Source organism: Bisbaumannia salifodinae, assembly GCF_055388505.1.
This window is the reverse complement of sequence record NZ_AP043781.1, coordinates 868,232-884,792: the sequence shown is the minus strand read 5'-3', so window position 1 is coordinate 884,792 and position 16,561 is coordinate 868,232. Positions and strand designations below refer to the sequence as shown.

The 16,561-nt window shown below is 68.2% G+C and carries 16 protein-coding genes; 2 read left to right on the top strand and 14 right to left on the bottom strand.

The features are described from left to right. The first annotated feature begins 139 nt into the window (after positions 1-139). A complete protein-coding gene (gene ettA, locus ACZ5EF_RS04105) occupies positions 140-1,801 on the top strand; it encodes an energy-dependent translational throttle protein EttA (RefSeq protein ID WP_346063924.1) in 1,662 nt (553 codons plus the stop codon). A gap of 191 nt (positions 1,802-1,992) precedes the next feature. On the opposite strand, the gene lpxL is transcribed toward ettA, so the two are convergent. From lpxL to gap, 14 genes are all read right to left on the bottom strand, one after another. Then, on the bottom strand, positions 1,993-2,907 hold the full coding sequence (lpxL, locus tag ACZ5EF_RS04100) for an LpxL/LpxP family Kdo(2)-lipid IV(A) lauroyl/palmitoleoyl acyltransferase (RefSeq protein ID WP_346063925.1): 915 nt from the start codon (positions 2,905-2,907) through the stop codon (positions 1,993-1,995). Positions 2,908-2,926: 19 nt separating this feature from the next. Continuing rightward, positions 2,927-4,027: an alanine racemase gene (alr, locus tag ACZ5EF_RS04095; RefSeq protein WP_346063926.1), complete on the bottom strand. Its 1,101-nt coding sequence runs from the start codon at positions 4,025-4,027 to the stop codon at positions 2,927-2,929. Between the two features lie 242 nt (positions 4,028-4,269). Then, positions 4,270-5,241: an RNA polymerase sigma factor RpoS gene (gene rpoS, locus ACZ5EF_RS04090; RefSeq protein WP_379730149.1), complete on the bottom strand. Its 972-nt coding sequence runs from the start codon at positions 5,239-5,241 to the stop codon at positions 4,270-4,272. Between the two features lie 94 nt (positions 5,242-5,335). Next, complete coding sequence (locus tag ACZ5EF_RS04085; protein WP_346063928.1) at positions 5,336-6,469, bottom strand: peptidoglycan DD-metalloendopeptidase family protein; 1,134 nt, start codon at positions 6,467-6,469, stop codon at positions 5,336-5,338. Beyond that, positions 6,469-7,371 carry a DUF368 domain-containing protein gene (locus ACZ5EF_RS04080; RefSeq protein WP_379730148.1) on the bottom strand — a complete coding sequence of 301 codons (903 nt, stop codon included), beginning with the start codon at positions 7,369-7,371 and terminating at the stop codon, positions 6,469-6,471. The genes ACZ5EF_RS04085 and ACZ5EF_RS04080 overlap by 1 nt, the downstream gene beginning before the upstream one ends. A 35-nt stretch (positions 7,372-7,406) precedes the next feature. Then, positions 7,407-8,072: a protein-L-isoaspartate(D-aspartate) O-methyltransferase gene (locus tag ACZ5EF_RS04075; protein ID WP_346063930.1), complete on the bottom strand. Its 666-nt coding sequence runs from the start codon at positions 8,070-8,072 to the stop codon at positions 7,407-7,409. Further along, the gene (surE, locus tag ACZ5EF_RS04070) at positions 8,059-8,805 is read right to left on the bottom strand and encodes a 5'/3'-nucleotidase SurE (RefSeq protein WP_346063931.1); all 747 of its coding nucleotides are present in this window, start codon (positions 8,803-8,805) and stop codon (positions 8,059-8,061) included. Before surE ends, ACZ5EF_RS04075 begins: the two co-directional genes overlap by 14 nt. A gap of 69 nt (positions 8,806-8,874) precedes the next feature. Beyond that, the gene (gene truD, locus ACZ5EF_RS04065; RefSeq protein WP_346063932.1) at positions 8,875-9,924 is read right to left on the bottom strand and encodes a tRNA pseudouridine(13) synthase TruD; all 1,050 of its coding nucleotides are present in this window, start codon (positions 9,922-9,924) and stop codon (positions 8,875-8,877) included. Continuing rightward, a complete protein-coding gene (gene ispF / locus ACZ5EF_RS04060) occupies positions 9,921-10,403 on the bottom strand; it encodes a 2-C-methyl-D-erythritol 2,4-cyclodiphosphate synthase (protein ID WP_346063933.1) in 483 nt (160 codons plus the stop codon). The genes truD and ispF overlap by 4 nt, the downstream gene beginning before the upstream one ends. Further along, positions 10,403-11,125 carry a 2-C-methyl-D-erythritol 4-phosphate cytidylyltransferase gene (gene ispD, locus ACZ5EF_RS04055; protein ID WP_346063934.1) on the bottom strand — a complete coding sequence of 241 codons (723 nt, stop codon included), beginning with the start codon at positions 11,123-11,125 and terminating at the stop codon, positions 10,403-10,405. The genes ispF and ispD overlap by 1 nt, the downstream gene beginning before the upstream one ends. 106 nt (positions 11,126-11,231) lie before the next feature. Further along, a complete protein-coding gene (locus ACZ5EF_RS04050) occupies positions 11,232-11,570 on the bottom strand; it encodes a septum formation initiator family protein (protein WP_346063935.1) in 339 nt (112 codons plus the stop codon). Between the two features lie 77 nt (positions 11,571-11,647). Next, a complete protein-coding gene (locus ACZ5EF_RS04045) occupies positions 11,648-12,805 on the bottom strand; it encodes a GNAT family N-acetyltransferase (protein ID WP_346063936.1) in 1,158 nt (385 codons plus the stop codon). A 93-nt stretch (positions 12,806-12,898) separates the two neighbouring features. Continuing rightward, positions 12,899-13,219 (bottom strand): hypothetical protein, encoded by a 321-nt coding sequence (locus ACZ5EF_RS04040; protein ID WP_464122860.1) that lies wholly within the window; start codon positions 13,217-13,219, stop codon positions 12,899-12,901. Positions 13,220-13,452: 233 nt separating this feature from the next. After that, the gene (gene gap / locus ACZ5EF_RS04035) at positions 13,453-14,454 is read right to left on the bottom strand and encodes a type I glyceraldehyde-3-phosphate dehydrogenase (RefSeq protein ID WP_346063938.1); all 1,002 of its coding nucleotides are present in this window, start codon (positions 14,452-14,454) and stop codon (positions 13,453-13,455) included. Positions 14,455-14,663: 209 nt separating this feature from the next. Between gap and edd the strand changes: the two genes are divergently transcribed. Further along, positions 14,664-16,550 (top strand): phosphogluconate dehydratase, encoded by a 1,887-nt coding sequence (edd, locus tag ACZ5EF_RS04030; RefSeq protein ID WP_346063939.1) that lies wholly within the window; start codon positions 14,664-14,666, stop codon positions 16,548-16,550. Positions 16,551-16,561 lie beyond the last annotated feature (11 nt).

The following is a 16,561-nucleotide window of genomic DNA, read 5'->3' as shown; positions in this document are numbered from 1 at the left end:
GCCCCTGAGCCATTCCAGATTTGAAGACCTACCCTATCGATCTGAGGCTACCGTCCGAGCGCCGCCACCGGCTGGCCTTTCCGGGCCCTGGGCACTATCATCGTGCCAGCGAAAAACCCCTCAACCGAAGTGGCTTTCCATGGCGCAATACGTCTACACCATGAACCGGGTGGGCAAGATCGTGCCCCCCAAGAAGCAGATCCTCAAGGACATCTCCCTGTCCTTCTTCCCCGGTGCCAAGATCGGCGTGCTGGGCCTCAATGGCGCGGGCAAGTCGACCCTGCTGCGCATCATGGCCGGCGTCGATACCGAGTTCGAGGGCGAGGCGCGCCCCATGCCGGGCATCAACGTCGGCTACCTGCCCCAGGAGCCCGAGCTCGACGACGACAAGAACGTCCGCGAGACCGTGGAAGAGGCCCTGGGCGAGATCAAGGAGGCCCAGGCCAAGCTCGACGCCGTCTACGCCGCCTACGCCGAGCCGGATGCCGATTTCGATGCCCTGGCCGCCGAGCAGGCGCGCCTGGAGAACATCATCGAGGCCGCCGACGCCCATAACCTGGAGCGCAAGCTCGAGGTGGCCGCCGACGCCCTGCGCCTGCCGCCCTGGGAGGCCAAGGTCGGCAACCTCTCCGGGGGCGAGCGTCGCCGGGTGGCGCTGTGTCGCCTGCTGCTCTCCGGCCCCGATATGCTGCTGCTGGACGAGCCCACCAACCACCTGGACGCCGAGTCCGTGGCCTGGCTGGAGCGCTTCCTCCACGACTACAACGGCACCGTGGTGGCGATCACCCACGACCGTTACTTCCTCGACAACGTGGCCGGCTGGATCCTCGAGCTCGACCGCGGCCAGGGCATCCCCTTCGAAGGCAACTACTCCCAGTGGCTGGAATCCAAGGAGAAGCGCCTGGAGCAGGAGGCCAAGCAGGAGGCCTCGCGTCAGAAGGCCATCAAGCACGAGCTGGAGTGGGTGCGCTCCAACGCCAAGGGCCGCCAGGCCAAGAGCAAGGCGCGCCTCAACCGCTTCGAGGAGATGCAGTCCGGCGACTTCCAGAAGCGCAACGAGACCAACGAGATCTATATTCCGCCCGGCAAGCGCCTGGGCGACAAGGTCATCGAGTTCCACGGCGTCTCCAAGCGCTTCGATGACAAGCTGCTCTACGAGGACCTCTCCTTCACCGTGCCCCAGGGGGCCATCGTCGGCATCGTCGGCGGCAACGGCGCCGGCAAGTCGACCCTGTTCAAGCTGGTCAAGGGCACCGAGCGGCCCGATGCCGGCGAGGTGGTGATCGGCGAGACCGTGGATATCGCCTACGTCGAGCAGCTGCGCGACGCCCTGGACAACAAGCAGACGGTCTGGGAAGCGGTCTCCGACGGCCAGGACATCCTCAATATCAATGGCTACGAGGTGTCGTCCCGGGCCTATGTGGGGCGCTTCAACTTCAAGGGCAACGACCAGCAGAAGCGCCTGTCGGATCTCTCCGGGGGCGAGCGCGGCCGCCTGCAGCTGGCTCAGACCCTGAAGCAGGGCGCCAACGTGCTGCTCCTCGACGAGCCCTCCAACGACCTGGATATCGAGACCCTGCGCGCCCTGGAAGAGGCCCTGCTGGCCTTCCCCGGCTGCGCCATGGTGATCTCCCACGATCGCTGGTTCCTCGACCGCATCGCCACCCATGTGCTCGCCTTCGAGGGCGACTCCCAGGTGGTGTTCTTCGAGGGCAACTACACCGAGTACGAGGCGGATCACAGGAAGCGGGTCGGCAACGACACCCCGCATCGGATGAAATACAAGCGTATCGACGCTTAAGAGCTGCAAGCTGCAAGCTGCAAGCTGCAAGCTGCAAGCTGCAAGCTCAGCAGCATGGGCTCTCCCGAGCCAAGAAAACCCCGAGACCTGCGTCTCGGGGTTTTCTTTTGCTCGGCGCTTGTAGCTCAGCGCTTGTAGCTCGGCGCTTGTAGCTCGGCACTTGTAGCTCGGCGCTTGCTGCCCGAAGGGCGCTAGTAGAAACCGGGCTCGCCTTCGGGGCGGGTCTTGAAGCGCCGATGCAGCCACAGGTACTGCTCCGGGTGCTTGCGGATCGCCGCCTCGATCACCGCATTGACGCGGGTGGCATCGGCCACCTCATCGCCGCTGGGGAAGTTCTCGAGCGGCGGCAGGTACTCCAGGGTATAGGTGCGATTGTCCGGGTTGCGGTGGAAGATCAGCGGCATCACCGGGGCCCCCGTCATGCGTGCGATACGCGAGGTCATCCGGACCGTGGCCGCCGATATGCCGAAGAAGGGAGCGAAGACGCAGGCATCGCGACCGAAGTCCTGGTCCGGGGAGTACCAGACGTTATGGCCCGCCTTGAGGCGTCTGACCACGCCGCGCAGATCGTGGCGATCGATGGCCTGGCCGAAGATTCGCGAACGGGCACGGGTCATAAAGCGCTCGAACAGCGGGTTGTCATGGGGACGATAGACCGCATCGGCGGGGAAGAACAGCGAGTGCAGGGCGCCGCCCAGGTCCAGGGTGGAGAAGTGGATGCCGATGATCAGCGCGCCCTTGCCCTCGACCTGGAGCCGCGCCATATGCTCCTGCCCCTTGAAGGTGACCCGGTGGCGCAGATGCTCCGGGTCGCGACACCAGCCGGTGGCGGTCTCCAGCAGGCCGATGCCATTGGCGATAAAGGTCTCGCGCACCAGCTCGGCGCGGCGCGTCTCGGAAAGCTCCGGGAAGCACAGCCGCAGGTTGGTCTCGGTGATATGGCGCCGGCGCCTGGCCAGGCGCCAGGCCAGCAGGCCGATCCCCTTGCCCAGGGCCAGCTTCAGGCGCCAGGGCAGCCAGGCCCCGAGGCGCATGGCGCCGATGCCCAGCCAGGCGGGCCAGTAGCGGGGATGGGCGAAGTGGGTCTGGAAATCGTCCTTGGACATAGCGGCAACCGACGGGGAATCAGCCGCGATTATAGCGTCTCGGCACCCTCGGCAGCACCCCGGTCAACAGGGTGTAGCTGATGGTGTCGCAGTGGCGGGCCACCTCGTCCACGCTAAGCACGCGACCATTGGCGGCACGGCCCCAGAGCACCACCTCGCTGCCGATCTCCGCCTCGGGGATCTCGGTGATATCCACGGTCAGCATATCCATGGAGACCTTGCCGGCGATGGCGGTACGCCGGCCATCGACCAGCACCGGGGTGCCGTCTACGGCGTGGCGATCATAGCCGTCGCCATAGCCGCAGGCCACCACGCCGATCCGCGCGGGACGCGATGCCTTCCAGCGCCCGGCATAGCCCACCGGTTCACCGGGCGCCAGCTCACGCACGGCGATGATCTCGGAGCGCAGGGTCATCACCGGCTGCAGGCCGCGGCTCGCGTCGTTGGCCACCTCGAGCGGGTCGCTGCCGTAGAGCATCACCCCTGGACGGTTCCAGGCGCCGTGAGCCTCGGGATGAGCCAGGGTGGCCGGGGAGTTGGCCAGGCACAGGGGCGCGCCGAGGGTCTCGGCCAGGGCGCGCATGCGCAGCAACTGGGTCTCGAAATAGGCCGGATGGGTCGCATCGGCGGTGGCGAAGTGGCTCATCAGTTGCATCTCGCCCACCACCTCCGGGGCCGCCGCCAGCCGCGCCCAGACCGCCGCGGCCTGCTCCGGGGCGAAGCCCAGGCGATGCATGCCGGAGTCCACCTTGAGCCACACCGGAATCGGCCGTTGGGGACGATAGGCGAGCAGCGCCTCCAGTTGCCAGTCGCTATGCACGGCGATCCACAAGCCGTGGGCATCCACCAGTTCCAGCTCGCCGGCCTCGAAGATACCCTCCAGCAGCACGATGGGCGTGGCGATACCCGCCTCACGCAGGCTCAGCGCCTCCTCGATGCAGGCCACCGCGAAGGCCGGGGCCAGGTCTTCCAGGGCCCTGGCACAGGCCACGGCGCCATGCCCATAGGCATCCGCCTTGAGCACCGCCACCGCCTGGCTGTCGGGCGCCAGGTCGCGGGCCAGGCAGTAATTGTGGCGCAGGGCCTCGAGGTCGATATCGGCGATCAGGGGGCGTGCCATGGGCGTCTCCAGGGGCTCTTTCGGCAAATCGTCAGGAAGGCATGATTATTTGCCAGAAAAGCCCCGATTTCACGCCATCTAACCACCAAATATGGCGCTATTTTTAACATCATTATTTGTTAAAAATGTCTCAGATAGAAAATATATCTAGGTGTAAGACGAAAGCCTGGTGATATCCCCCAACGAATAAGGGGACGACGCCAGGCGCCGCCCCCTCGGGAGCCCATCGATGCCGCCCCGGGTTATTCGAAGATGGCGTCCAGGTCCAGGCCCTGCTTCTCCAGCACCCGGCGCAGTTTCTTCAGGGCCTCCACCTGGATCTGGCGCACCCGTTCCCGGGTCAGGCCGATCTCCTCGCCCACCTCTTCCAGGGTGGCGGCCTCGTGACCGCGCAGGCCGAAGCGGCGTACCACCACCTCCATCTGCTTGTCGGTGAGCTCCGCCAGCCAGTCATCCACGTGCTGCTTGACGTCCACGTCCAGCAGCCAGGATTCCGGGCCCTGATCGTTGTCGTCGGCCAGGGTCTCGATCAGCGGCTTGTCGCTCTCGCTGCCCATGGGGTAATCCACCGAGGAGACCCGCTCGTTGAGGCCGAGCATCTTCTTTACCATGGCCACCGGTTTGTCGAGGAAGTCGGCGATCTCCTCGGGAGTGGCCTCGTGATCGAGCTTCTGGGTCAGCTCCCGGGCCGCCCGCAGGTAGATATTGAGTTCCTTGACCACATGGATCGGTAGGCGAATGGTGCGGGTCTGGTTCATCAGCGCCCGTTCGATGGTCTGGCGAATCCACCAGGTGGCATAGGTGGAGAAGCGAAACCCTCGCTCCGGATCGAACTTCTCGACGGCGCGGATCAGGCCCAGGTTGCCCTCCTCGATCAGGTCGAGCAGCGACAGGCCCCGGTTGAGGTAACGGCGGGCAATCTTGACCACCAGACGCAGGTTGGACTCGATCATCCGCGCTCGCCCGGCGGGGTCGCCGGCCTGGGCCAAGCGCCCGTAGTGGACCTCCTCGTCGGGGGTCAGCAGCGGCGAGAAGCCGATCTCGTTGAGATAGATCTGGGTGGCATCCAGGCTATGATGGTAGGTGTTCTCTTCCCGACTGAGGGCCTTCTCGAACTCATCGGACGCCTTGTCATCGTCGACCACCTCCTCTTCTTGATTGAGGGCTTCGTCGACGGACTCGATTTCCATGTCCTGCAGATCGCGTTCGAGCATGCTCATATACTACCCCATTCATCAGACCCTGGAACTATGGCCGCCACCGGCGGCCACCCTTCGATCCTGGCTTATTGTTATATCGGCCGCCGCATTAGCGCGACGGCAGGAATGTCAGGGGGTCCTGAGGCTGGCCGTTACGCCGCACCTCGAAGTGCAACTTGACCCGGTCGGCATCGGTATCACCCATGGTAGCGATCACCTCGCCCGCCTCCACCACGTCATTCTCGCTGACGCTCAGGCTATCGTTGTGGGCGTAGGCGCTGAGGTATTCGTCGTTGTGCTTGAGCAGGATCAGGTTACCGTACCCCCTGACGCCACTGCCCGCATAGACCACGATGCCTGGTCCGGCTGCCTTGACAGATTGCCCCTTTTGTCCGGCGATATCAATGCCGGCGGTGATGTTGCCACCGTCGCCGAAACTGCCCACCAGCTCGCCCTCCGTCGGCCACTGCCAGGGCACTTCGGCCACCGGCGTATAGGTGCGCTGGCCATTGCGGCTGGCCGGGGCAGCCTCCTCGGCCGGGGCCGCGGCCACCTCCTGGGACTCAGTATCCGCCACCGACGATGACGATTCGGTGTCGGCGACGTCCCGAGCGTCAGTATCCCGGCTCTCGGTGCTTGAGCTCTCAACGGCGGACTCACGGGAGGCCGCCTGCTGTGCCTGGCGCGCCTCGCGCTCGGCCAGGTCGCGCTCGCTGAGGCGGCCATCGGCCCCCGGGCTGTCGGGATTGACGATCGGTCCGGGCGCGGCCATCTCGGCCTCGGCCACCTGGTCGGCCGCCGCCATCGCCTCACCCTCCAGGGGCGTGGCGCTCAGGCGCCGATTGCGCTCGATGGCGGACTCGTCCGGGGCCAGCCAGTCCAGGTCGCCGTCCGCCGGCGCCTCGCCCAGGGGCGTGATCTGGACGCCGCCGGGGCGCGCCTCGCTGGCGGTGTCGGCCAGGGCCCGCCCACCCTCGCCGCCGCCCAGGCGCAGTTGCTGACCGGGCTGCAACTGATAGGGAGGCCCGATCTGGTTGAGCCGCGCCAGCTCGCGATAGTCCATGTCGTGGCGCCAGGCGATACCATAGAGGGTATCACCGGGCTCCACGGTGTAGCTGGCGGGCGCCGTGGCTTCGCGGGCCACCGAGAGATCACGCACGGTGACCTGGCCACCGGGCTGCTGCTGGGCGGCACAGCCCGCCATGGCCAGGGCCACCGCCGATACCAAGAGTGCCTTACGCATCAATGTCCTCCTTGGGATGCCTGGGATCCGGCCTGTCGGCTGATCACCAGCACCAGAATCAAGCCTGCCAGCATCAGCGCCAGCACGGGAACGAGCTGGGCCGATTCGCCGGTAAGCTGGGCATAGTCATGGGGTAGCAGGTAGCGATAGTCCAGGGGGATCATCTGCTCCGCCGGCCCGAGTTGGTAGCGCACCAGTTCCCGCCAGGGCCAGAGCAGCGGCAGGGAACCGACGATAAAGCCGATCATCAGCTGCAGGGTGCCGGTGCGGGCATGGTGCAGCAACCAGGAGAGCAGCCGCGAGAAGAAGAACAACCCCAGCAAACAGCCCACCCCGAACTGGGCGATCAGCGCCAGATCGAAGCCCTTGATGCCCTCCATCACGGTGCCGTAGAGCCCCATGGTCAGCAGCAGGAAGCTGCCCGAGAGCCCCGGCAGCAGCAGGGCACTGATGGCGATGGCGCCGGCCACCACCAGCATCAGCGACTCCGCCCCCAGCTCCGCCACCAGAGGCATCAGCCCCGGCAGGGCGCGGGCCAGCAGCAGGCCGCCGATCAGCGGCAGCACATGCCAGAGGCGCCAGTTCTGCAGGCTGCGGCTGACCACCAGGGCCGAGGCGGCCACCAGGCCAAAGAAGAAGGCATCCAGCAGCAGCGGCTGAGCCTCCAGCAGCCAGGTGACCAGATGCGCCACGCTGACCAGGCTGATGCCGATGCCCAGCAGCAGCGGCCCCACGAAGGCCAGGTTGAGGTGCAGGGCCAGGCCGCTCAGGCCACCGCGCCGCCAGGCGCCGAAGGCAGCGGGGCCGAACTGCTTGATGGTATGGATCAACTCCTCGTAGATACCGGTGACGAAGGCGATGGTGCCCCCGGACACCCCGGGCACCGCGTCGGCGGCCCCCATGCCGGCGCCCTTGAGAAAAACGCTAACCTTGGACTTCAACGAATGACTCCTTCCAGTAGCGGCACGAAGCGAACCCGCTCGAGCCGCTGATAATCGTAACCCTGCCCCTGGCGCTGAACCCGGGTCAACCACTGCTGGCCGTCGCTCTCCTCCAGGGGAGCGATCAGCACCCCGCCCTCCGTCAGCTGTTCCAGCAGCGCCTCGGGCAGTTCACTGGCGCAGGCGGTGAGCAGGATCACATCGAAGGGCGCCGCCTCCGGCCAGCCATGGCCGCCATCGGCCAGGCGCAGATGAGCGTTGTAGGCCCCCAGCCGCCGCAGCCGCTCCCCGGCGCGGCGATGCAGGGCGGCGATGCGCTCCACCGACCACACCTCGGGCACCAGCCGCGCCAGGATCAGGGTCTGGTAGCCGGAGCCGGTGCCGATCTCCAGCACCCGCCGCGGTGCTTCATTGACCACCAGTTCGCTCATGCGTGCCACCATCCCGGGCTGGGAAAGCGTCTGGCCATGGCCGATGGGCAGGGCGGTATCCTCGTAGGCGCGGTGGGCCAAAGCCTCGTCGAGGAACAGGTGGCGCGGCTCGGCGGCCATCACCTCCAGCACCCGGGGCTCCTCGATGCCGGCCCGGGCCAGGCGCCGCGCCAGGCGGTCCCGGGTGCGCTGGGAGGTCATGCCGATACCGCGCAGGTCAAGCGAGTGCATCCAACCAGCCTCGTACGTCAGCCAGGGCCGCATGCCGGGTCAGGTCGGTCTGCAGCGGCGTGATGGACACATAGCCCGCCTCCACGGCGGCGAAATCGGTATCGGGACCATCGTCGGCGCTCTCCCCCACGGCGGCGATCCAGTAGCGCTCGCGGCCCCGCGGATCCTTGACCCGCAGCGGACGGGCGGCGGGGCCGCGGAAGCCCAGCCGGGTCACCCGAAAGCCCTGGATCTCGTGCCAGGGCCGGTCGGGCACATTGACATTGAGCAGGCTGCGGGGCGGCAGCGACAGGGTGTCGGCGGCATTGACCAGGCTCGCCGCCACCCGGCCGGCGGTCTCGAAATGGCGACTGCCCACCAGCGACATGGCGATGGCCGTCATGCCCAGGTTGCGCCCCTCCATGGCCGCCGCCACGGTGCCGGAATAGAGGACGTCGTCGCCCAGGTTAGCGCCGTGGTTGATGCCGGAGATCACCAGGTCCGGGGTCTCCTCCCAGAGGTCGCTGACGCCCAGGTAGACGCAGTCCGCCGGGGTGCCGTCGACGCTGTAGAAACCGTTGTCCAGGGCGTTGAGCGATAGCGGACGGGTCAGGGTCAGGGAGTTGCTGGCCCCGCTCTTGTCGCGATCCGGGGCCACCACCCGCAGCCTGGCCAGGCCCGCCAGGGCGTCATGGAGGGCGCGCAGCCCCGGCGCGTGAACGCCATCGTCATTGGAGAGCAGCAGTCGTCGCATCCTGGGTCCTCGTCTTATCCACCGGCTGAGCGGATGATACTCGCGGCGAATCGTCGTCGGGTTCTGGGGCTAAAGGGTCGGGTGACTGATCAATTCCCGGAGCACGGCGGTGGCGAAGCCGCCCCGGGGCAGATCGAAGGCGAGCCAGAGGCCGCCCGCGTCCCGCTGCAGGCTGGGATGCCCCAGGCGCAGGCGCAGGGCACGCCGCCCCAAGCTCACCCCAGCGGCCTCGAGGCCGGCGCAGAGCGCCGGCGCCAGCATCGTCAGGGCCTGTTCATACTGGGCCGCCTGCTCGCGACTGCCCAGGGCCCCCTTGCCCCAGAGCACGCCGCTGGGGTGCAGGTCGAGGCGTTCGGCCCGGGCCAGGAGTTCCGCGTCCGGTGTCTCCACCAGGAACTGGCTGGCGGTGCCATCCAGGATCACCAGCTCGCCGGGCAGCGGCGTGGCCCAGTTGCCCTCGGCGATGCGTGTCGCCAGCAACTGATTGAAGAGGTAGCTGCGCGCCGCGGAGAGCAGCAATCCCTCCGGGTCGGCGCGCTTGCGCCAGCCGCGCCCCAGCAGGGCCTCGGCGCGCCCCAGGTTGCGCCCCTCGTGGCCGAAGCGCTGGGGGCCGAAGTAGTTGGGCACGCCCTGTTCGATCAGCGCCTGCCAGCGGGCCGCGAAGCCCGGATCCTCGCAGGCCTCGCCGGTCAGGCGCAGGCGGAAGCGGTTGCCCTTGTGCACCCCGCGCTTGAGCTTGCGGGGATGACGGTGGTATTCCAGCAGCCGCACCGGGGTCTCCCCCAGGCGCGCCTCCAGGTCCTCCGGCGCCTCGCGGCCGGGCAGATGCACCGAGAGCCACTGGCGGGTCACCGCCTGGCGATCCTTGAGGCCGGCGTAGCCGATATCCCGCGGCCGCACCTCGCAGGCCCGGGCCAGGCGCTTGACCAGCTCGATAGTGGTCAGGTCACGCTTCTCCACCCATAGCCAGAGGTGCTCCCCCTGCCCTTCCGGGGCGAAGTCGAGCAGTTCCTCCACCAGGAAGGCCTCGGGGGTGGCACGATACTCCCCCGGCGGCGGCGTGCCGAGTCGCGCCTCCAGGACCCGCGGCCAGTTCGGCGGCCAACTGATCTCGCTCATGCCAAGCGCTCCAGCAGCACCACCGCCTCGGCGGCGATGCCCTCGCCGCGGCCGGTGAAGCCGAGGCGCTCGGTGGTGGTGGCCTTGAGATTGATGGCATCCCGAGGGGCCGCCAGGTCCTCGGCCAGGTGGGTCATCATGGCCGCCAGGTGGGGCGCCATCCTGGGGGCCTGGGCGATCAGGGTGGCATCCAGGTTGCCGAGCCGATAGCCGGCCTCCGTCACCAGGCGATAGACATGGCGCAGCAGGTCGCGGCTGTCGGCGCCGGCCCAGGCGGCATCGGTGTCGGGGAAGTGGCGGCCGATATCGCCCAGGGCGCAGGCGCCGAGCAGGGCATCGCAGATGGCATGCAACAGCACATCGCCATCGGAGTGGGCCACGAAGCCGTGATCGAAGGGGATGCGTACCCCGCCCAGCATCAGGTGGTCACCCTCGCCGAAGCGATGGACGTCGAAGCCATGGCCGATTCTCAGGCGCATCAGGCAGGTTCTCCGGGGTTACGATAAGGTTCGTCCTGGGCGGCGAGGATCCACCCCGCCAGGCCCAGGTCGTCGGGATGGGTAACCTTGAGGTTGTCGCGCCGCCCGCTTACCAGGCGTGGCGCCAGGCCCAGGGCCTCCACCGCCGAGGCCTCGTCGGTGATCGCCACGCCCTGGGCCCGGGCCGTCTCGAGGGCGCGACACAGCAGCCCATAGCCGAAGCCCTGGGGGGTCAGGGCGTGCCAGAGGCCGTCCCGGGGCTCGGTGGCGCGGATCCGGCCCCGGCCGTCGTCGCGTTTCATGGTGTCGGCCACCGGCGCGGCGAGGATGGCCCCGGCGGGCGCGGCGAGGGCGGCATCTCTGAGCCGACGCAGGTCATCGACGGTGACGCAGGGGCGGGCCACGTCGTGGACCAGCACCAGGTCGTCGACATCGGCCTCCGAGGCGATGGCCGCCAGGGCCCCGCTGACGCTGTCCACCCGCTCGGCACCGCCGGGGGTGCGCCGCCAGTCGGCGAAGGGCACCCAGCGGGGATCGAACCAGGCATCGTCGGGATCGAGGCAGAGGCAGAGCCGGGCCTCGGGGAAGGCCCGGTGCAGCCGCGCCAGGGTGCGCGCCAGGATCGGCCGCCCGGCCAGCTCCAGGTACTGCTTGGGGCGGTCCGCGCCCATCCTTCTCCCCTGCCCGGCGGCGGGCACGATCAGCCATAGCCGACGGCTCATGAATGCCCCTCCCCGGCCAGGCCCCAAGCAGGCTTGGGACGGCCGCCCCCTCTCCCATTACTGCTCCCCTGCCCCGCAGCGGGCACGATCAGCCATAGCCGACGGCTCATGGGCGGCCCTCCTCGGCGCCGATAGGCAAGGCATTCTGCTCGATCAGGGCCGATTCGATCACCACCCCGGGCACCCAGAAGAACTGCTCATCGCGGCGCACCATGCCCAGTTCGCTGCGGCCCCGCTCCTCGATGGCATCGAGGCCGGTCTTGAGGTCACTCACCTCGGCGGCCAGGCGCTGGTTGCGGGCGCGTAGCGGCTCGTTGGCCGTCTCCACCGCGTCGGCCCGGGCGCGGGTCTCGGCCAGCTCGCGCAGGCCGCCCTCGCCGAACCACAGGCGGTACTGGAGCAGGGCGATCAGCACCAGCAGCACGCCGGCCAGCCACTTGAGCATGAGGTCATCCCATCCACGGAAAAGGTCGGCGCCGATTATGCCATTATCGCCACCATGGCGGCGAGTCGCGGCCCGGGTTATCCGAGAGAGTGCTTGAACGGCAGGGCCGCCTCGGCGGCATCGCAGTAGGCCGCCAGGTGGCAGGCCTCCTCGGCGCAGAAACGCACCACGGCGTCGCGCAGCCGCGGGTCGGCGATATGGTGCAGGGAGCGCAAACGGCTCGGAGCGAAGCCCCGGGTCAACTTGTGCTCGCCCTGGGTGCCCGGGTCGAAGGTGGTCAGCCCCTTGGCCAGGCAGTGCTCGATGCCCTGATAGTAGCAGGCCTCGAAATGCAGGCTGTCGGCCATCACCTCGCTGCCCCAGTAGCGGCCATAGAGGGTACGGGTGCCCTGCAGGCTCAGTGCCGCCGCCACCGGGCGCCCCTCCAGCCAGGCCCGCACCAGCAACAGCGCCTCGGGCATCGTCGCCCTGAGTCGCTGGAAGAATGCCAGCGGCAGGTAGGGGCGCTGCCCCCGCTCCAGGTAGGTGAGGCAGTAGCAGCGGTAGAAGTGCGCAAGCGCCGCCTCGTCGATGGCCTCCCCTTCCAGACGCTCCAACTGCAGCCCCTGGTCGGCGACCAAGCGCCGCTCGCGGCGAATCGCCTTGCGCCGCTTGGAGGTCAGCGCCGCCAGGAAGCCGTCGAAGTCGCCGAAGCCCGCATCCCGCCACTGGAATTGCACCCCATGACGCACGATCAGCGCCGGCCTGGCCTCGAGCCAGGCATCCACCTCGGCCGCCTCGGCAAACAGCAGGTGCCAACCGGAGAGCGCGCTACCCTCCCAATGGGTGGCCAGGTGGCGCCGCGCCGCCCCGGGGTCGATGCCTGGCGCCAGCAGCAGGCGTGGCCCCGGCGCCGGGGTAAAGGGAATCGCGCTCAGGGCCTTGGGGTAGTAGCGGCCACCCGCCCGCTCCCAGGCATCCGCCCAGCCCCAGTCGAAGACGTACTCGCCCCGGGAGTGGGCCTTGTGATAGAGCGGCAGGGCCCCGACCAGTTGCTCGCCCCGCCACAGGCAGAGGTGTCGCGGCGTCCAGCCGCTGGCTGCGCAGACCGCCCCGCTCGCCTCCAGGGCGGCCAGGAATTCATGGCGCAGGAAGGGGTAGTCATCCCCGACCAGGGCATTCCAGCGGGCGGCGGCCACCTCGTCGATGGCGGCCAGCGATTGCACCCGCAGGGCGGGGCGGACAGATCCGTGCATAGGACAGGCTCTCGGACGACGACCCTGCGACCATAGCGAAGCGGCGCCCACCGGGAAAGTGGGCGCCGCCAAACGAGCGAAAAAGCAGATGGATTAGCGTCGCGCGGCCTGGCGCCGGGGGGGCGTCGGTTCCGAGGCATCGCTGGGCTCGGCGGCCACCTGCGACGGCGCCGGGCGCGATGGCGCGGCGGCCCGGGGACGACAGGCGGCCAGCAGGGCCTCGAACTGCTCATGGGTCAGCTCCACGCGCTCGCTGCCCTGACCGGGCGCCCAGCAGACCCAGAGCACCGGCGAGGCCTGGGCCTGATCGACGCCCACGATGCGCCCCTCGCGGCCCTTCTGGGTATCGCGAAGCGAGAGCCCCAGCAAGGGCTGCACATCGACGGGGGGCGGGAATCTCACTCTGCCTGTCACGGCCGCTGCTCCATGTTAGTGACCATTCAGCGTCCATCGCTGATGGGACTAAGCCTAGCAGCTTAGCGCCGGACAAGCACCGTTGGCCAGCGCCGAAGTCAAGCGTCGCGGCAGAAACGAGAACGGGTGCCCGAGGGGCACCCGTGAAGCGCAGGACATGACGCCACCATGACACCGGAGCGGAGCCGTGAGTCGCCGTGGGCATGGCGACGCCATATCGTGCCGGGGGTGGATCAGCGCGCCGCGGCCATGGCCAGGGCGGTGTCCAGCATGCGGTTGGAGAAGCCCCACTCGTTGTCATACCAGGCCATGACCTTGACCAGGCGACCATTGACGCGGGTGTGGTTGGCGTCAAAGGTGGAAGAGTGGGCGTCATGGTTGAAGTCGATGGAGACCAGCGGCTGGGCGTTCACCGCCAGCACCGGGGAGGCCTCGGCGGCCTTGGCGACGATGGCGTTGATCTCTTCCTTGGTGGTGTCGCGGCCGGCGGTAAACACCAGGTCCACCAGGGAGACGTTGATCACCGGTACCCGCACCGCCAGGCCGTCGAACTTGCCGGCGAGCTCCGGCAGCACCAGGCCCACGGCGGCGGCGGCGCCGGTCTTGGTGGGAATCATCGACTGGGTGGCGCTACGCGCCCGATAGGGGTCGCTATGGTAGACGTCGGAGAGATTCTGGTCGTTGGTGTAGGCATGCACCGTGGTCATCAGACCGTTCTCGATGCCCACCGCCGCGTGCAGGGCCTGAGCCACCGGGGCCAGGCAGTTGGTGGTACAGGAGGCGTTGGAGACCACCTGATGCTCCGCCGTCAGCACGTTCTCGTTGACGCCGTAGACCACGGTGGCGTCGGCATCGGGGCTGGGGGCGGAGATCAGCACCTTGCCGGCGCCGGCGGCCAGGTGCTTGGCGGCGGCCTCGCGCTTGGTGAACAGGCCGGTGCACTCCATTACCAGGTCGACATTCAGGGCGGACCAGGGCAGTTGGGCCGGGTCGCGCTGGGAGGAGATGGCGATGCGGTCGCCGTCGACGCTGAGGCTCTCCTCGTCGTGCTCGACCTTGAACGGGAAGGGGCCATGAACGCTATCGCGCTGCAACAGATGGGCATTGAGGGCCGGGTCGCCCAGGTCGTTGATGGCAACCACCTGGACCCGATCGCGGTAACCGTTTTCGTAGAGGGCCCGAAGGACGTTGCGGCCGATGCGGCCAAAGCCGTTGATAGCGACACGTAGGGTCATGCTGGCATCCTCGCGTTCTTGTGCTGTCGAGTCGATGACGGCGACCCCGCTGAAGGGAGCCGACGCCTGGTAACATTGAAAGATTACTATCTATGGCCCCCAATTTGGCCCAAAGTCGGGGAGCTTTCAAGGTATTTTTTTGCTAAGTTTACGACATTGGACATCGCCGAGCCGGCGAAACCCGCCCACTTCGATCAGACGAGGTTGCCATGACTGCCCAGACTCCCCCGCTCAATGACGTCGTCAACCATGTGACAAAACGCATCGCCGAACGCTCCGCCGAACGCCGCGCCCTCTATGAGGCGCGCATGGAGGCGCAGCACCGCCGCGGGGTGCACCGGGGCGAGCTCTCCTGCGGCAACCTGGCCCACGGTTTCGCCGCCTGCGGCGAAACCGACAAGGGGCGCCTCAAGCTGATGAACAGCGCCAACCTGGGCATCGTTTCGTCTTATAACGACATGCTCTCCGCCCACCAGCCGCTGGAAAGCTACCCGGAGATCATCAAGGAGGCGGCCCGGGCCATGGGCTCCACCGCCCAGTACGCCGGCGGCGTGCCGGCCATGTGCGATGGGGTGACCCAGGGCCAGCCGGGCATGGAACTGTCGCTGTTCTCCCGGGAAGTGATCGCCATGGCCACCGCCGTGGCCCTCTCCCATAACATGTTCGACGCCGCCCTCTACCTGGGGGTGTGCGACAAGATCGTCCCGGGGCTGTTTATCGGCGCGGCGCGCTTCGGCCACCTGCCGACCCTCTTCGTGCCCGCCGGCCCCATGCCAAGTGGCCTGCCCAACAAGGAGAAGGCGCGCATCCGCCAGCTCTATGCCGAGGGCAAGGTGGGTCGCGACGAGCTGCTGGAGGCGGAATCCGCCTCCTACCACAGCCCCGGCACCTGCACCTTCTATGGCACCGCCAACTCCAACCAGCTGATGATGGAGATCATGGGCCTGCACCTGCCCGGCGCCTCCTTCGTCAACCCGGGCACCCCGCTGCGCGAGGCGCTGACCCGCTACGCCGCCGAGCAGGCGATTCGCAACAGCGAAGCCGGCGGCACCTACCGCCCCTTCTATAAGCAGGTCGACGCCAGGGCCATCGTCAACGCCATGGTCGGCCTGCTGGCCTCCGGCGGCTCCACCAACCACACCCTGCACCTGGTGGCCATGGCCGCCGCGGCGGGGCTCACCGTCACCTGGGACGACTTCACCGAGCTCTCCGCGGTGACCCCCAGCCTGACCCGCATCTACCCCAACGGTCAGGCCGACGTGAACCACTTCCAGGCCGCCGGCGGCATGAGCCTGCTGATCCGCGAGCTGATCCAGGCCGGCCTGATTCACGCCGATATTCCCACGGTGTTCGGCACCGACCTGACCGCCTACACCCAGGAGCCCTTCCTCGAGGACGGTGAACTGGTCTGGCGCGAGGGCCCCACCGAGAGCCTCGACGCGGACGTGCTGCGCGGCGTCAGCGAGCCCTTCGCGCCTACCGGCGGGCTCACCGTGCTGGACGGCAACCTGGGCCGCGGCGTGATCAAGGTCTCGGCGGTGGCCGAGGAGCACCGTCTCGTCGAGGCCCCGGCGCGTATCTTCGAGGACCAGAACCAGCTCAAGGCGGCCTTCGAGGCCGGCGAGCTCGACCGCGACCTGGTGGTGGTGGTGCGCTTCCAGGGCCCCAAGGCCAATGGCATGCCGGAGCTGCACAAGCTGACCCCCTTCCTGGGCGTGCTCCAGGATCGCGGCTTCAAGGTGGCCCTGGTCACCGACGGGCGCATGTCCGGCGCCTCCGGCAAGGTCCCGGCGGCCATCCATATGACCCCCGAGGCCCTGGACGGCGGCCCATTGGCGCGGCTCCGCGACGGCGATGTGGTCCGCCTGGACGCCAACGCCGGCACCCTCGAGGTCAAGGTCTCCGCCCATGACCTGGCCGAACGCGAGCTGGGTGAGCCCCACCTGGAGCACTACCACCAGGGACTGGGCCGCGAGCTGTTCGCCGGCTTCCGTCACCTGGCCAGCGGCTCCGAGCACGGCGCCTCGGTGTTCGGCGGCTTCGAGGCCGACGACCTGGCCCAGCAGGCCGGCCAGATCCACGACGAAGACGCCTAAGCCCTGTGTCT